We start from the raw sequence: 14,337 nt of genomic DNA on the forward strand, positions 1-14,337 counted from the left end.
GGGTGCTCAGCCTTCGGCTTCGGCGGTCCGGCTTTCGCCGGTGACGAGACCTTCGGGCAGTTGCTCGTACACCCCCTCGTCGCGCTGCGGCGGAGGCGGAGGAAGGGGGCTGGCTCCGGCAGGGCGCAGGGAGTCCAGGACGAGCACGATGTAGCGGCGCCAGCCCTCGGTCTCGGGGTCCATGTTCCACAGGACGCTGATGAGCATCCCCATGATTCGTTCCATGTCGCCGGGGACGAGATCAGCGCGGATGACGCCGGCCTTCTGCCCGCGCTGGACGAGCAGCGTCTGCGCGTCGGTGAAGGGGGCGGTGACTTCCTTGGTGAAAGCACCGGAGTTGTGGACCGCGGCGACGGTGTTGCGTTCGCGGGCCACCAGTGACAGGGCCGCTTCGAGCAGGGTGACCAGGCCCTGCCGTGGGTCCTCGTCGCTCAGGGCCCGCTCGATGGCGGGGGAGAACTGCTCGGTCATGCTCTGCTTGAGCGCGGCATTGACCAGGGCTTCCTTGTTCGGGAAGCGGCGGTACAACGTGGCGATGCCCACGCCGGCGCGGCGGGCGATGTCTTCGAGCATCGCGTCGGGGCCGGTCTCCGCGTACACCTCCCGCGCGGCTCTCAGGATCTTCTCGGAATTGCGCGCGGCGTCGGCGCGCAGGTGCCGTGTGGCATCAGTCGCCATGGCGTGAACGATAGCAGCCGATAGTTGGCTATCACTAGCCGTCGGCGGGTGGCTCCGGAGAAAGAGGAGCCGCACGACACCTGCGCGACCCCCATCACACATTGACCCGCATTGCCCCCATTTGTTTGATTTCGGCATCCGATAGTTGACTATCAGTACGCCGTGGGGTTGACTGCCCATCAAGCGATAGCTGGCTATCGCTTAGCGTTTCCATGGTGCGGCCGCTCCCGGCGGGCGCATTGTCGGCAGGTTTGGAGGAGGTTCCGAATGAAGGTAGAAGTCGACGCTCCCAAGTGCGTTGCTTCCGGGCAGTGTGTGCTGCTCGCGCCCGAGGTCTTCGATCAGCGCGACGAGGACGGCGTGGTCGTACTGCTGGACGAGACGCCCGGGGAGGCGTTGCACGACATGGTCCGCGAGTCGGCGATGGTCTGTCCGGCCGCGGCCATCTACGTGGCGGAGTCGTGAACCGGATCGCGATCGTCGGAGCCTCGGCGGGCGGACTGGCGACCGCGGAGGCGCTGCGCAGATCCGGGTACGAGGGCACGATCACGCTCGTCGGCGACGAGCCGCATCTGCCCTACGACCGTCCCCCGCTGTCGAAGCGGATCCTGGCCGGTACGGATGAACCGAGCGGGCTTGCCCTGCGCCGGACCGAGGACATCCACGCCCTGGGACTGGACCTGCGCCTCGGGGTGAGGGCGACCGGACTGGATCTGGCCGCCCGGACGGTGGCACTGGCCGACGGAGCCCACGTTCCGTACGACGGACTCGTCGTGGCGACGGGCGCGCGCCCCCGCCGGCTGCCGGGGTGCGACAACGTGACCGGATCGCACACGCTGCGCACTCTGGAAGACGCTGTGGCGCTCAAGGCACGTCTCCTTCCGGGGCGGCGGCTGGTGATCGTCGGAGCCGGTTTCGTCGGAGCCGAGGTGGCGGCCGTGGCCCGGGGGCTCGGGGTGGAGGTGACGGTGCTGGAATCGGCTCCTGTCCCCATGGCTCGGGCCATCGGCGATCATGCCGGACGGCTGCTGGCCCGAGTACACCTCGGCCACGGTGTCCGCCTGCGCACAGCGGTCACGGTCGACGGGATCCTGAGCACCGACGGCCACGTCACGGGGGTCGCCCTGACCGACGGAGATGTGATCCCGGCCGACGACGTGCTGGTCGCCGTCGGCTCGCTCCCCAACACCGAATGGCTCCAGGGCAGCGGACTCACCCTCGACGACGGGCTGGTGTGTGACGAGTTCAGCGCCGCCGCTCCCGGCGTGTACGGGGTCGGGGACGTGGCGAGCTGGCACAACCCGTTGTTCGATACGGCGATGCGAATCGAGCACCGCACCAACGCCGCCGAGCAGGCCATGGCCGTCGTCCGCAATCTCCTTGCCCCGGAACGGAATGCGCGCCGGCCGTTCGCCCCGGTGCCGTACTTCTGGTCCGACCAGTACGACATGAAGGTCCAGGCGTACGGATTCCTGCGCGGTCACGACGAAGCGGTCGTCATGGAGGAGGACGCCTCACGGCAGCGCTTTCTCCTCGCCTACCGCCGAGGGGACCGTCTGGTCGGTGTACTGGCGGCCGGTGTGCCGCCGAGGACCTTGCATGCCTGGCGGGCGCTGATCGCGTCCGGCAGCCCTTGGACGGAAGCCACCAACGGCGCGATCGCCGCCTAGCTTTCGCCTTTCCACCCCCCATCACCACTGGAGAGATCAGTGAGTTCGACCCATACGACGCTCCACACCCCCGACGAGGCGATATCCGACTTCCCCGGTGTGCGTTCCGCGCGCTGCCCGTTCGACCCGCCCGCCGAGCAGGCCGGCTGGCTCGAAAGCCCCGGGCTGCAGCGAGCGAGGCTGCGCGGTGAACCGGTGTGGGTGGTGAGCCGGTTCGCCGACATCCGGCAGGCCCTGACCGATCCCCGGATCAGCGCGGACAGCACTCGCCCCGGCTTCCCTCGGGCCCAGGCGTTGTCGAGCTTCGAGGGAGCCCCGCAGTCCTTCCCACGGATGGACGACCCGGAGCATGCCCGGCTGCGCCGCATGCTCAGTGGCGACTTCACCGTCAAGAAGGTGGACCAGCTGCGCCCCAGGATCCAGGAAATGATCGACGGCATCCTCGAAGAGATGATCGGTCGGGGACAGCCGGCCGACCTGATCCAGGGGTACGCGTACCCCGTGCCCTCGATGATGATCTCCATGCTGCTCGGCGTGCCCTATGCCGATCACGAGTTCTTCCAGCATCACAGCAGCACCCTCATCTCCCACCGCCCCACGAACGAGGAGAGGGGGGTGGCCAGCAGGGCGCTCTTCGGCTATCTGCTCGACCTGGTGGCGAGCAAGGAGCAGGAGCCGACGGACGACATCATCAGCCGACTGGTCCACGAACGCGTCGCCACCGGCGAGATCAGCCGGGAGACCGTGGCGACGACCGCGCTGACGCTCCTGTTCGCCGGGCACGAGACCACGGCCAACATGATCGGCCTCAGTACCCTGGCCCTCCTGCGGAACCCCGATCAGCTCGCCCGGATCCGTGACACCGACGACCCGGCACTGATCGCGAACGCGGTCGAGGAACTGCTGCGCTATCTGACCATCGTCCAGGACCTCGTCCTGCGGGTGGCGACCGAGGACGTCACCATTGGCGGGCAGCTCGTCCGGGCCGGTGAAGGCATGCTGATGAACGTACCCGCCGGCAACCGTGACGGGGCCTTCTTCGAGCAGCCCGACACCTTCGACATCGACCGCAACACCCGCGGTCACCTGGCCTTCGGCTACGGCATCCACCAGTGCATAGGTCAGTCGCTGGCACGCGCCGAGCTCCAGATCGCGCTGTCCGCGCTGCTGCGCAGGCTCCCGGGGCTACGGCTGGCGGTGCCCATGGAGAAGGTGGAATTCCGGACCGATGGCAGCACCTACGGCCTGAGTGAACTACCCGTCGCCTGGTAGCCGTTCCGGCCGCTGCCCACGCGCGGCGGCCGCCGGCCAAGCGTGACGAGGGAACACGAAGACCTCCTGTGCGGTGTGGTCCTGGACAGCTCCCACCGCACCGGAGGCCTTCACCGTCATCAAGGCTCGCGAGTGTCGACGACGCTTGTGATCAGTACGCCTGGGGCTTGCCCAGAGACCAGCCCGATACGTCCGCGAGCCGCCCGCGCCAGAGAGGCGATATCACCGGGGCGCCCGAGGTGAGGTACGTCACGTCCCGGAGGTGGATCCACTGGGGCAGGCCGTGGGGCCCGTCCTCGCCCTGCAGTTCGCCCATGACCTGGTCCACCGCCTCGGGAAGCCTCGCGAGCAATCCCGCCGCCTCACCCTCCACCTGCCGCAGGTCTCGTGCCCACTCCGTCTTCCACGCCTCGTGCGCGATCAGATCCCCGTACAGAACCCCGCCGGGGGTGTGCAAGGTGACCGGCAGCTTCGCCTTGGGGTCCTCCCCCACCAGACGGATCAGCAGCTGTAGTTGGAGATCGGGAACGGGTGCCGTCACCATCGGTGTGGCGCCCTGGCGGGCCTGCTCCGCGGCGTCCGTCATGATCTTCCCTTCGCCGAACGGCGGTCCTGGGCTGCGTGTGTGCCGAGCCGATACCGGGCCGGACGGGCCCAGCCTAACCGTGCGCGCCGAGCGCTTCGCCGGAGGCGGGTGACAAGGGGCACTGTCCGGCTCCCGCACACGTCGACACCACATGAAATAAACGGAATTGTCCACCTCGGGGCCGGATCGTGGCCGAGTAATGTCGGCCTGTCCGGCGGGCGGCTCCCGTCACAGCAAGTCCTTCACTCCGTATCCGGGACGGTTCAGCATGACCAGCACACACGCTCAGCGGCAGCCGACGCCCCCGGCCGCCGAAGAGGCGCGAGGGGAACGCGTCCAGCGGATCCGGCGCCGTCTGGAGCGGCTGATAGGGGTGGCCGCGACCGAGGGAAACGCCGTGGTGGTGCTCCGCAATGGCGATGAGATCTTCGCCTCGATGCTGGAGGCGATACGTAACGCGGCACATACCGTGGACATGATGACCTTTGTCTACTGGCGAGGTGACATAGCAGGGCAGTTCGCTCAGGCGCTGGCCGAGCGGGCGCGCTCGGGAGTACGGGTGCGGCTGCTGCTGGACGGCTTCGGCAGCAGGCTGATCGAGAAGGACCAGCTCGCCGATATGGAACGGGCCGGGGTGCGGATCGCCTGGTTCCGAAGACCCGTCACCCTCTCGCTGTTCAAGCAGAATCACCGCTGTCACCGCAAGGTCCTGGTGGTCGACGAGGAGACCGGGTTCACGGGTGGAGTGGGCATCGCCGAGGAGTGGTGCGGCGACGCCCGCGACGAGAACGAGTGGCGCGACTCGCACGTCCGGGTACGTGGCCCCGCCGTGGACGGGCTCGCTGCGGCGTTCGTCCAGAACTGGGCCGAGTGTCATACGGAGTTGTTCGACGACCGAGACCGTTTCATCACGCACCGCCCGCACGGCGACGCGGTGGTGCAGGTGGTACGCGGATCGGCGAGCTTCGGCTGGCAGGACATGCAGACGCTGATACGCGTGATGCTGGAGTCCGCCGAGGAACGCGTGCGGGTCGCCACCGCGTACTTCTCCCCCGACGCCTACTTCATCGAGCTGCTGTGCGCGACGGCGCGCCGCGGGGTGGAGGTGGAGATCCTCCTCCCGGGACCGCACACCGACAAGCGCGTCTCCCAGCTCGCCGGACAGCATCACTACGAGGATCTGACCGCCTGCGGCGTCCGGATCCACCAGTACCAGCCGACCATGATGCACGCCAAGGTCATCACGGTCGACCACGTCGCCTCGCTGATCGGTTCGACCAACTTCAACCGCCGTTCGCTCGACCACGACGAAGAGGTCATGCTCGCCGTCCTGGACGAGACGTTCACGGCGACCCTCGACGGGCATTTCGAGGAAGATCTCGCGGTGAGCGAACTGATCGACGCGGGCCGCTGGAAGAGGCGTTCCGTGGCGCAACGCGCCCGGGAGGCGTCCGTGCAGCTCATCCGCCGCTACCTGTGAGCGAGTTCTTCCGTCACGGGTGCGCGGAGCCCGCCGGGCCGGGTCATTCCTGCGTGAGCAGTCCGCTCCGGAGTTTGCCGAGGATTCGGTTCAGCAGGCGGGAGACATGCATCTGCGAATAGCCGAGCCGCTCACCGATCTGGGACTGGGTCAGTTCCTGGCCGAAGCGCAATTCAAGGAGGAGGCGATCGCGGTCGTCCAGCTGATCCAGCAGCGGGGCCAGGCTCTGGAAGTCCTCGACCAGTTCCATCGCGGGATCACAGGCGCCGAGGATGTCGGCGTAGGTACGAACCGACTGGTTGCTCGTGCCGTCGTCACCGCCCTCGACCGGCATGTCGAGAGAGCCGGCGTTGTAGCCATTGGCGGCGACCAGCCCCTCGATGATCTCCTCCTCGTCACGCCCGAGGAGTTCGGCGAGTTCCGCGACGGTGGGCTCACGATCCAGCAGGAGAGCCAACTGCTCCTTCGCCTTCGCCAGTTCGACACGGAGTTCCTGGAGGCGCCTCGGCACGTGAACGGCCCAGGTGGTGTCCCGGAAGAAGCGCTTGATCTCACCGACGATGTAGGGGACCGCGAAAGAGGTGAATTCGACCTCGCGCGACAGATCGAACCGGTCGATCGCCTTGATCAGCCCAATCGTACCGACCTGGAGGATGTCCTCCATCTCGTCGGCGCCCCGGCCACGGAACCGGCCCGCCGCGAACCGGACCAGCGACTGGTTCATCTCGATCAGCGTGTTACGCGCGTACTGATACTCCCGCGTCCCCTCCTCCAGCACCTGGAGCCTGTCGAAGAACACCTTCGACAGCTCCCGCGCGTCGCGCGGAGCGACCTTCCCCGCGTCCTCGATCCACGGCAGCTCACCCACCCGATCCGGAATCGTCGGCACCTGGTCCGTGACCCGCGGGGGGTTGGTGAACGATACGACTCTCGACATGACGTGGTCCCTCCCAGTTGCTGTGGCTCCGCGCGGTGGCGTCTTCCCCGGTCTGCGCCGGTCACGCCTTGCGGACCGTCGCGATTTATTTCGCCTCGGTCCCAGCCCACCGCACGGCCCGGACCGGGTCCGGGCCGTGCGGTGGGCTGGGACCGAGGGAGCTAAAGTTGTGGATGGGAGAGAGATGTCGTCGGTTCCGCTCCACGACGCCGGGCTCGGGCTCGTCAGGTGGAGGTCCGGGATGAAGCAGCAGGTCACGGCCCCATGTGTGGCTCGTTCCGGCAACGAAGGATGGGTGCGGTGATGGCTGCCGCCGACGACACCGCGTTCGTGGGACGCACCGCTGAGCTGGAGCGCATGCATCAGTGTCTGCGAACGGCACGGTCCGGCAAGGCGTCGAGCGTGCTGATCCAGGGGGCGGCGGGCATCGGGAAGAGCGCGCTGGTCCGCCGCTGGCTGGCAGGGCTCGCGCCCGAGGACCTCCCCGTGCTCCGAGCCGCGTGCGACACCTCCGAGGAGGACCTGGCGTTCGGCGTGATCGGGCAGCTGACTTCCCGCGTACCGGCGGCCCTCCTCGACCGGTTTCCCCTGCTCACGGGGACGGTCCCGGCGGCGGAACCCTTCCAGGTGGGTGCCGAGCTGCTGGGACTGCTGGGCGAGCTGCAGAGCGGCGGTCCGGTGCTGATCGTCGTCGACGACGTCCAGTGGGCCGACCGGCCCTCGGCGCAGGTTCTGGGCTTCGTGCTGCGCCGTCTGGAGGCCGACGCGGTCCTCAGCGTGCTGCTCGCCCGGAGCGGCCCGGAGCCCGGCGAGGCCGGAGGCCTGGACGTGCATCGTCTGATCGCCGGAATGCCGCACAGCTGCGAGCTGACGCTGACCGGGCTGGAGATCAACGAGGTGGCCGAGCTGGCCGAGCTGGCGTACGGCCATCCCGTCGGCCGTGGCACGGCCGAGCGCCTCCGGAGCCACACCGACGGCCACGCCCTGTACCTCCGGACCCTGCTCGCGGAGGTTCCGTGGGACTCGCTGGCTCGCGGGCGGGACGCCCTGCCCGTGCCGACGTCCCTGGTGCAGGCGCTACGACGCCAGCTGGACGGCCTGCCCGCTCCGGCGCGGAGCCTGGTCGAGGGCATCGCCGTACTGGGCGGCCCCGCGCCTCTTGCCACGGCTGCCCGCGTCGCCTCCGTCACAGAACCCGACGTGGCGCTCGAACCCCTGCTGGCGCAAGGAATCGTGCGCTGGTGGCCCAACCAGCCGTCCACCCCGGTGTCGATCGCCCACGCGCTGCAACGTGAGGCCATCGTGGACGCGATCTCGCCCCGTCGGCTGCGGGCACTGCACGCGGCCGCGGCCGCCCTCGTCGATCGCGCCGCCTCCTGGTCGCACAGGGTCGCGGCCGCGCACGGTCCCGATGCGCGGCTCGCCCGCGAACTCGAACGGGCCGCCGGCGAGTACCACGCGACCGGAGAGCCCGTACGGGCCGCCACCCTCCTGTTGTGGGCGTCGGAGGTGGCGCACTCGCGCGGGGAGCGGGAACGCCTGCTGCTCACCGCGGCCGCACGCCTGCTGTGGGCTCAGCAGTACGTACGCGTGGAACCGCTCCTGGCCAGGATCGAAGCCGCCGAACCGAGCCCGTTGCGGAGCCTGGTGCTGGGCGGCTACGGAACGCCCCGAGGTGCTCCCGAGGTCGTGGACCTGCTCACCGAGGCGCTGGAACCGGTACCGGCTCGGGAACCGGGACGTGAACGGGAACCGGGAGCCGTTCCCGCCGGGGCCGGGGCGGAGTTCGTGCCGGCCATGGCCGGCACCTGGCTCGGTATCAGGCATGTCCTGGACGGCCACGGCGCGAGGGCCGTGCCGCTGCTCCGGGATGTGCTGGCGAGCGACCGTCTGGAGCCTCAACTCGCGCCGTGGGCGGCCGGCACCCTCGGAATGGCGCACAGTTTCTGCGCCGGCGCACGCGTGGCCCTGCGCGAGTACGACACCCTCGCACCGACCGGCAGTCCGCGCTCCGCCGCGGAGCAGACCATCCAGCGCGCCTACCGCGGGATGCTCCAGATGTGGGCCGGGGATCTCACCGACGCACAGAACGAACTGACCGTCGCTCTGGACGCGGCCCGCGTCAACGGCTGCGCCGTGACCGCGGAGTTCACCTACGCCAACCTCGCGGTCTCCCAGTACTTCCTGGGCCACTGGGACGAGGCCGCGATCAGCGCCGACCACGCCCTGGTCATCGCCGAGGCCGAGGAGAAGCCCTGGGCATTGTCGTACGCCTGCTCCGTGGCGGCCTGGGTGCCCGCGGGCCGCGGACAGTGGCGGCGAGCCCGGGAACTGATCCAGCGCTCGTACCAGTGGTCCAGGGCGTTCTCGCCGGGTTTCGCCGCCTTCGGGGAGGCCGTGCTGGCACAGGCGCGGGGCGACTATCCCGCCGTGCGCACCGCGCTGCGGACGGTCCTGCGGGCCCGCCCCGACTCGGGACCGCTGGCCTTCCAGACGTGGTGGCGCCCCCTGTACGTCGAGGCCTTGATCGCCGTCGGTGACCTGGACGAGGCCACCGCGGCCCTGGCCGATCTGACGGCGCTGGGCGAGGACGCTCCCTCGCTCCGCTTGTCCGTGATGTGGCTCTCGGGTCTCCTGGCGCAGGCACGCGGAGAGCACGAGCGAGCCCGTGACCTGTTCGACGAGGGTCTCGGTCTTTCCGCTGCCGCCGACGATCCGCCGCTGCACCGGGCGATGCTCGCGCACAGCCACGGCCGGTTGCTGGCCCGGAGCGGGGAGCACCACGGGGCAGGGGCGTGTTTCACCCAGGCCCGCGACCTCTTCACTGCGCTGGGAGCGCAGCCGTTCCTCACGCGCTACCACGACGACTTCGCGGACCGGCCCTCCGGCCGCGACCACGCGGCCGGTGTTCCCCTCTCCGGGCTGACCGACCGCGAGCGCGACATCTCCCTGCTCATCGGCCGCGGACTCACCAACCGGGAGATCGCCTCCACGCTGTTCATCAGCAGCAAGACGGTTGAGTACCACCTCAGCCACGTGTACCAGAAGCTGTCTCTCTCCGGGCGCCGCCAGCTCCGGAACATGGTGCAGCAGGACAGCCCCGTCCGCACCTGAACGCCGAAGGTGCGGCATCGAAAGCACGGGCGCCGCCAGGACGGGCCGGGGACGCCGCCGCCAGGCCTCCCGACCCCACCGACCGCGCCGCGGCCGGCGGTTCACAGCGCCATCGGAAGCCTCACCCGGATCGCCTTGCCCCGGGCACTGGTCGCCACCGACCAGGCGTCGATCAGTTCCGCGACGAGGCCGAGCCCGAACCCACCGGAGGCCCCCCGCTCCTCGGGCGGCACCAGACGCGGGATCCTCATGCTCCGGTCCCCCACTTCGAGCAGAAGGCTGCCGGCTTCGAGGACCATCCCCAGATAGCGAGGGCCCGCCGTGTGCCGACAGGCATTGGTCACCAGCTCGGACACCACCAGCAGGGCGTCCTCCGCCTGCTCACGCGGTTCTCCGTCCGGTCCCTTCAGGAGCCCTCGGTGATCGAGGAACTCCGTCAGGACACCGCGGGCGCAGCGAGCAGCGTGAAGGCGGCCGGCCAGAGGGATGGTGCGGCCGGTGACCGCACGGACAGGTTCGAGCGTCATGGGCTTCGCCATCATTGCCTGCGACTCGCTTCCTCAAGCAGCGGTTGGTGACCGATCGGAAATCTCGGAGGAGCGCTCGCTGTCCACACTGGCACGGCACGGCCGCGTGGCCTTCAGGGAATATCCCTATGATTGACCCCAAAGCAATTTATTACGGTACGAGACCGTACCGTCACTCCGCGCGGCGGTCCCACGTGGCGGGACACCCCCGCTTCCCTCGGGCAGAGCCCGTTTCCGTCCCCGGCGGGGCCTCGCGCAGGCGGCCGGGGAACGCTCGCGTCGCGGGGCTCGCGGGTCCGGCGGTCCGCCAGGCGAGGGCGCCCCGGCCGCGCGGCCCGAAGTTCTCCGGGGGCGATCCCGGTCGGCCTGGTTGTTGGGCAATACCTGGGCCGAATGCGCGGCCCCGATCTCCCACCGAACGCCCCCAGGGTGATCATGTGTCATATTGCGGACACATCTCACGATGAAAGGCATGTCATGAAGTTCGCGGTCATCGGCGGCACCGGGCTGATCGGGTCGCAGGTCGTCAGCAAGCTCAACGCCGCGGGGCACGAGGCGGTACCGCACTCACACTCCACCGGAGTCGACATCATCAGCGGTCAGGGACTGGACGAGGCGGTGGCGGGAGCCGATGTCGTCGTCAACCTGACGAACTCCCCGACCTTCGACGAAGCCTCCCCGGCCTTCTTCCGGACGTCGATGGACAACCTTCTGGCCGCGGCCCGCTCGGGCGGTGTCGGCCACGTCGTCATCCTCTCGATCGTCGGTGCGGACCAGGTACCGGAGCTGGACTACTACCGGGCCAAGGTGCTCCAGGAGGACATCCTCGCGGCCGGGCCGATCCCCTACTCGATCGTCCGGGCGACGCAATTCATGGAGTTCGTGGACGACGTACTCTCGTGGACCGCCGACGGCGACACCGTCCGGTTGCCCGCCACACCGATCCAGCCGATCGCCTCCAAGGACGTGGCCGAAGCGGTGGCGGAGGTCGCCGCGGGCGCCCCGCTGAATGGCATGCGCAACGTCGCCGGCCCCGAGGTCTTCGCCCTGGACGAGCTGGGCCGCGTCACTCTCGCCCACAAGGGCGACGGCCGCACCGTTGTCACCGACCCCACCGCCGGCATGTTCGCCGCCGTCAAGGGCGACGTCCTCACCGACAAGGACGCCCAGCTCGCCCCCACCCGCTACGCCGACTGGCTCTCCTGAACGGCACGCGCCTCCAGCTTCCGGTCCGGCCGGTGAAGAGCACACGTGGCTGGTGCTGTTCCTCGACGACGCACCAGCCGCTTCTCAAGCCAGCACCAGGCACACCATGAACGGCACAGGGACGAGCAGGGCGGCGATGAGCCAGACTCCGGTGCGCCGTCCGCGACGGCGCGGGAGGACCACGTCGACGAGAAACACCAGTGCCAGCATGAACAGGCCGGTCACCGCCAGGAGGAACATCACGACACCCGCATGATCGAGGGTCGTGAAGTTGCAGTTGGTGACACCGGGTTTGACGACGTCCTCCACCTGCCGGCAGTCCATCGGCAGGTACTCGGTCAGCAGCCACCACAGCAGATAGATCGGCACGATCGCGGGCACACCGAGCGCGAGGTTCACCAAGCCGGGTACCCAGAGACCGCCCCTCGCGCGAACCGTCTGCTCGGCACGGTCCTCTGTTTCGTACACAGCCATCGTCGCCCTATTCCGCTCGTGCCTCGCCGTTTCACGGCGTAGACGGTCCCTTCCTGTCCGCTGGTTCCGCGACGTTGCCGGCGGACGGCATGCCGGCGAACATCGTGTCAGCGGACGACGTGTCAGCGGACGACGTCGAAGACGTTCTTCTGGAGTCCGTTGGCGTACGCCTCGTACTCCACCAGCTTCAGCTTCTGGGTGTCCTTGTCCGTGGTGCTGAACAGGCGCTTGCCCGCGCCGAGGAGCAGCGGGAAGACGAGCAGGTGGTAGCGGTCGATCAGGCCCGCGTCGGACAGGGCGTGGTTGAGGGAGGCGCTGCCGTGGACGATGATCGGGCCTCCCTCGGTCTCCTTCAGGGCGGCGACCTCGTCGAGCGAGCGCAGGATCGTGGTCTCGCCCCAGTTCGGGACCAGGTCGTCGTCGGTGAGGGTGGTGGAGACGACGTACTTCGGCATCGTCTTGTAGTCGGCGAAGTCCGCCATGTCCGGCCACACCGGGCTGAACGCCTCGTAGCTGACCCGGCCCAGCAGGAGCGCGGTGGATTCCTCCTGCTCCCGCCCCTTGATTTCGAAGGCCTCGGGGACGAACTCGACGTTCTTGAAGGTCCATCCGGAGTTGCGGTAGCCCGGTTCGCCACCAGGGGCCTCCACCACGCCGTCCAGGGAGATGAAGGCGGTGCTGATCAGGGTGCGCATGAGATTTCCTCGGTGTCGTGTATGCGATTGCCCGCTGCCGCTTCGGCCATGTCGGAGGCGGCAGGGACCTGACGATGATGCATCCCGGAACACCCGTGGGGCGGGCCTTCCGGTGGTATCGGGAACTTGGTGCGGATCCCACGGTCGGACGGGCGGTCCGGCCCGTGCGGTGGGCGTCAGGAGCGGCCCACGGAGGTCACCCGAGGAGTCCGGTCAGCCATCGCTGCCAGGCGGCCTCGGCGTGCTCCGTGTCCGGCCCGAACAGGTGGTGGAACATCAGCGCCACGCCGGAGCCGTGATGGAAGGTGTAGAGCCCGTCGGCGGTGCGGACCTCCACGCGCTCGTCGTCGGCCCAGACCACTTCGCCGTCGAGCGGCGGCTGCCCGGCCGGCTCGGCACGCACCCGCGCGCCCACGACGACGGGGTCCGGCAGCGACAGTCCACGGGTGAGCGCCGCCCTGATCTCCCGTTCCGGCCGCCCGCCTGTGGGCGCGACGGCGAAGACGGGAACGCCGATGCGTCCGGGGAAGTGCGTCAGGTACTCGCGGAGTGTGTGGAGGTGGAAGGGCCAGCCACGGCGCAGGGCGTCGTACTCGTCCTGCCAGTCGTCACCGAGCAGGCCGCTGTGGACGACGCGGAGGACGGTGCCGGCGCCGTCCCGCCCCTCGATCAGGTACTCGAAGGCCATGAACCGGCCGTCCTCGGCGGCGGGCGTGCGGGTGGCGAGGCGTTCGCCGGGCTCGTAGGCGGTGATCACCGCCTCCTCCCGGTGGCCTCCGGTGCTCATGGCGGCGATGCCGCCCTCGCGCGACTCCACCTCGTTGCGGCCCATGAACCAGGAGTCGATCCCCGGCCCTGTCGCGATCGCCTCCCAGACCTGTTCCGGGCTCGCCGGGAGGACCGTCTCCAGCTCGATCTCGAACGGATGTGTCATGGTGCGTTTTCCTGTCCTGCCTCGGGTTCGGTCTTGCGTGTTCCTCCGGACCGCTGTCGCGGGCCGGCCGCACTCCCCTCAGGGCCGCCGGGCTGAGGTGCGGGGATCTGGTGGAGCCCGGCCACCACTCGGTGACTGCGGCCTCCCGGGGCGGACTCGTCGTGGTAGCGGCCGACAAGGGCCGCCACCGCCTGGGCCAGCTCGTCGGCGAAGGCCGTCCGGTCGGCCGCGGAGGCGAACCGCACCTCGGCGTCGATACCGAAGGTGGCGATGCGCCGCTTGGCACGGGCGGCGCCGGTCAGCAGTGTGCCGACCTCCTGCACCAGCCGGGAACCCAGCGCCAGCAGCCAGCGGGCGGAGAGCTGGTCGGGAGACCGGGACGGATCGGGGCTGACGGCCGCCAGGGCGCTGGGAGAGATCACATAGGAAGCGGCGGTGGCGCGGTATACCCGTTCGGTGATGCTGCCCTTGCGGCGCTCCTCGGCGAGCTCGACCAGCCCGTGCCGCTCCAGTTCCTTGAGGTGGTAGTTGGCCTTCTGTCTGGGCAGCCCCAGGCGGACGGCCAGCATGGCGGCGGAGCCGGGCTCGGCCAGGGCGGCGAGGATCCGGGACCGTATCGGGTCCAAGGACGCCTCGGCCGCGGCGGGTTCTTCGATCACAGCGACATCCAGCACCGGTCCAGGATCCGACCGACGAAAGTTTTTGTCAAGACGGATTTTTTCGTCGGTGCGTCCTGGCGCTGGAGCCGACACCGGCACTGCCGC

At 69.3% G+C, this 14,337-nt stretch carries 14 protein-coding genes; 6 read left to right on the forward strand and 8 right to left on the reverse strand.

The window, feature by feature from the left end:
- Positions 1-6: 6 nt before the first annotated feature.
- Positions 7-678, reverse strand: a complete 672-nt coding sequence (locus ACIOGX_RS01185) for a TetR/AcrR family transcriptional regulator (RefSeq protein WP_356513111.1) — start codon at positions 676-678, stop codon at positions 7-9.
- A gap of 267 nt (positions 679-945) precedes the next feature.
- Here ACIOGX_RS01185 and ACIOGX_RS01190 point away from each other — a divergent pair, with 267 nt between their 5' ends.
- The 3 genes from ACIOGX_RS01190 to ACIOGX_RS01200 are packed head-to-tail and all read left to right on the forward strand — an operon-like array spanning position 946 to position 3,620.
- Positions 946-1,143, forward strand: coding sequence for a ferredoxin (locus ACIOGX_RS01190; protein WP_356513113.1), 198 nt, complete (start codon positions 946-948; stop codon positions 1,141-1,143).
- Positions 1,140-2,348: an NAD(P)/FAD-dependent oxidoreductase gene (locus ACIOGX_RS01195; RefSeq protein ID WP_401909142.1), complete on the forward strand. Its 1,209-nt coding sequence runs from the start codon at positions 1,140-1,142 to the stop codon at positions 2,346-2,348. The genes ACIOGX_RS01190 and ACIOGX_RS01195 overlap by 4 nt, the downstream gene beginning before the upstream one ends.
- Positions 2,349-2,387: 39 nt before the next feature.
- Entirely contained in the window at positions 2,388-3,620 is a 1,233-nt protein-coding gene (locus ACIOGX_RS01200; RefSeq protein WP_401909144.1) for a cytochrome P450, read from the forward strand.
- Positions 3,621-3,771: 151 nt separating this feature from the next.
- On the opposite strand, the gene ACIOGX_RS01205 is transcribed toward ACIOGX_RS01200, so the two are convergent.
- Positions 3,772-4,206, reverse strand: coding sequence for a hypothetical protein (locus ACIOGX_RS01205; RefSeq protein WP_356513119.1), 435 nt, complete (start codon positions 4,204-4,206; stop codon positions 3,772-3,774).
- A 268-nt stretch (positions 4,207-4,474) separates the two neighbouring features.
- On the opposite strand from ACIOGX_RS01205, the gene ACIOGX_RS01210 reads away from it, so the two are divergent.
- Positions 4,475-5,686 carry a phospholipase D-like domain-containing protein gene (locus ACIOGX_RS01210; RefSeq protein WP_356513121.1) on the forward strand — a complete coding sequence of 404 codons (1,212 nt, stop codon included), beginning with the start codon at positions 4,475-4,477 and terminating at the stop codon, positions 5,684-5,686.
- A 43-nt stretch (positions 5,687-5,729) separates the two neighbouring features.
- On the opposite strand, the gene ACIOGX_RS01215 is transcribed toward ACIOGX_RS01210, so the two are convergent.
- Positions 5,730-6,623, reverse strand: coding sequence for an RNA polymerase sigma factor SigF (locus ACIOGX_RS01215; protein ID WP_401909148.1), 894 nt, complete (start codon positions 6,621-6,623; stop codon positions 5,730-5,732).
- A gap of 303 nt (positions 6,624-6,926) precedes the next feature.
- Here ACIOGX_RS01215 and ACIOGX_RS01220 point away from each other — a divergent pair, with 303 nt between their 5' ends.
- Positions 6,927-9,737 carry an AAA family ATPase gene (locus tag ACIOGX_RS01220; protein ID WP_401909151.1) on the forward strand — a complete coding sequence of 937 codons (2,811 nt, stop codon included), beginning with the start codon at positions 6,927-6,929 and terminating at the stop codon, positions 9,735-9,737.
- A 101-nt stretch (positions 9,738-9,838) separates the two neighbouring features.
- On the opposite strand, the gene ACIOGX_RS01225 is transcribed toward ACIOGX_RS01220, so the two are convergent.
- Complete coding sequence (locus ACIOGX_RS01225) at positions 9,839-10,264, reverse strand: ATP-binding protein (RefSeq protein ID WP_401909154.1); 426 nt, start codon at positions 10,262-10,264, stop codon at positions 9,839-9,841.
- Between the two features lie 477 nt (positions 10,265-10,741).
- Between ACIOGX_RS01225 and ACIOGX_RS01230 the strand changes: the two genes are divergently transcribed.
- On the forward strand, positions 10,742-11,470 hold the full coding sequence (locus tag ACIOGX_RS01230; RefSeq protein ID WP_401909157.1) for an SDR family oxidoreductase: 729 nt from the start codon (positions 10,742-10,744) through the stop codon (positions 11,468-11,470).
- Between the two features lie 84 nt (positions 11,471-11,554).
- Here ACIOGX_RS01230 and ACIOGX_RS01235 read toward each other — a convergent pair whose 3' ends face one another.
- The 4 genes from ACIOGX_RS01235 to ACIOGX_RS01250 all read right to left on the reverse strand — a co-directional run bounded on the left by ACIOGX_RS01235 (position 11,555) and on the right by ACIOGX_RS01250 (position 14,247).
- Complete coding sequence (locus tag ACIOGX_RS01235; RefSeq protein ID WP_401909160.1) at positions 11,555-11,944, reverse strand: hypothetical protein; 390 nt, start codon at positions 11,942-11,944, stop codon at positions 11,555-11,557.
- Positions 11,945-12,066: 122 nt separating this feature from the next.
- Positions 12,067-12,639 carry a dihydrofolate reductase family protein gene (locus ACIOGX_RS01240; RefSeq protein ID WP_356513133.1) on the reverse strand — a complete coding sequence of 191 codons (573 nt, stop codon included), beginning with the start codon at positions 12,637-12,639 and terminating at the stop codon, positions 12,067-12,069.
- 196 nt (positions 12,640-12,835) lie between these two features.
- Positions 12,836-13,573 carry an SRPBCC domain-containing protein gene (locus ACIOGX_RS01245; RefSeq protein WP_401909163.1) on the reverse strand — a complete coding sequence of 246 codons (738 nt, stop codon included), beginning with the start codon at positions 13,571-13,573 and terminating at the stop codon, positions 12,836-12,838.
- Positions 13,570-14,247, reverse strand: coding sequence for a helix-turn-helix domain-containing protein (locus ACIOGX_RS01250; RefSeq protein WP_356513137.1), 678 nt, complete (start codon positions 14,245-14,247; stop codon positions 13,570-13,572). Before ACIOGX_RS01250 ends, ACIOGX_RS01245 begins: the two co-directional genes overlap by 4 nt.
- Positions 14,248-14,337: the final 90 nt, after the last annotated feature.

The sequence above is a fragment of the Streptomyces sp. NPDC088147 genome, assembly GCF_044741565.1.
GTDB lineage: Bacteria > Actinomycetota > Actinomycetes > Streptomycetales > Streptomycetaceae > Streptomyces.

Excerpts from the sequence above, each read along its gene's own strand:
- ACIOGX_RS01190 (WP_356513113.1), top strand. The coding sequence starts at position 946 with ATGAAGGTAGAAGTCGACGCTCCCAAGTGCGTTGCTTCCGGGCAGTGT.
- ACIOGX_RS01210 (WP_356513121.1), top strand. The coding sequence starts at position 4,475 with ATGACCAGCACACACGCTCAGCGGCAGCCGACGCCCCCGGCCGCCGAA.
- ACIOGX_RS01205 (WP_356513119.1), bottom strand. The coding sequence starts at position 4,206 with ATGACGGACGCCGCGGAGCAGGCCCGCCAGGGCGCCACACCGATGGTG.
- ACIOGX_RS01245 (WP_401909163.1), bottom strand. The coding sequence starts at position 13,573 with ATGACACATCCGTTCGAGATCGAGCTGGAGACGGTCCTCCCGGCGAGC.
- ACIOGX_RS01185 (WP_356513111.1), bottom strand. The coding sequence starts at position 678 with ATGGCGACTGATGCCACACGGCACCTGCGCGCCGACGCCGCGCGCAAT.
- ACIOGX_RS01240 (WP_356513133.1), bottom strand. The coding sequence starts at position 12,639 with ATGCGCACCCTGATCAGCACCGCCTTCATCTCCCTGGACGGCGTGGTG.
- ACIOGX_RS01230 (WP_401909157.1), top strand. The coding sequence starts at position 10,742 with ATGAAGTTCGCGGTCATCGGCGGCACCGGGCTGATCGGGTCGCAGGTC.
- ACIOGX_RS01215 (WP_401909148.1), bottom strand. The coding sequence starts at position 6,623 with ATGTCGAGAGTCGTATCGTTCACCAACCCCCCGCGGGTCACGGACCAG.
- ACIOGX_RS01220 (WP_401909151.1), top strand. The coding sequence starts at position 6,927 with ATGGCTGCCGCCGACGACACCGCGTTCGTGGGACGCACCGCTGAGCTG.
- ACIOGX_RS01235 (WP_401909160.1), bottom strand. The coding sequence starts at position 11,944 with ATGGCTGTGTACGAAACAGAGGACCGTGCCGAGCAGACGGTTCGCGCG.
- ACIOGX_RS01225 (WP_401909154.1), bottom strand. The coding sequence starts at position 10,264 with ATGACGCTCGAACCTGTCCGTGCGGTCACCGGCCGCACCATCCCTCTG.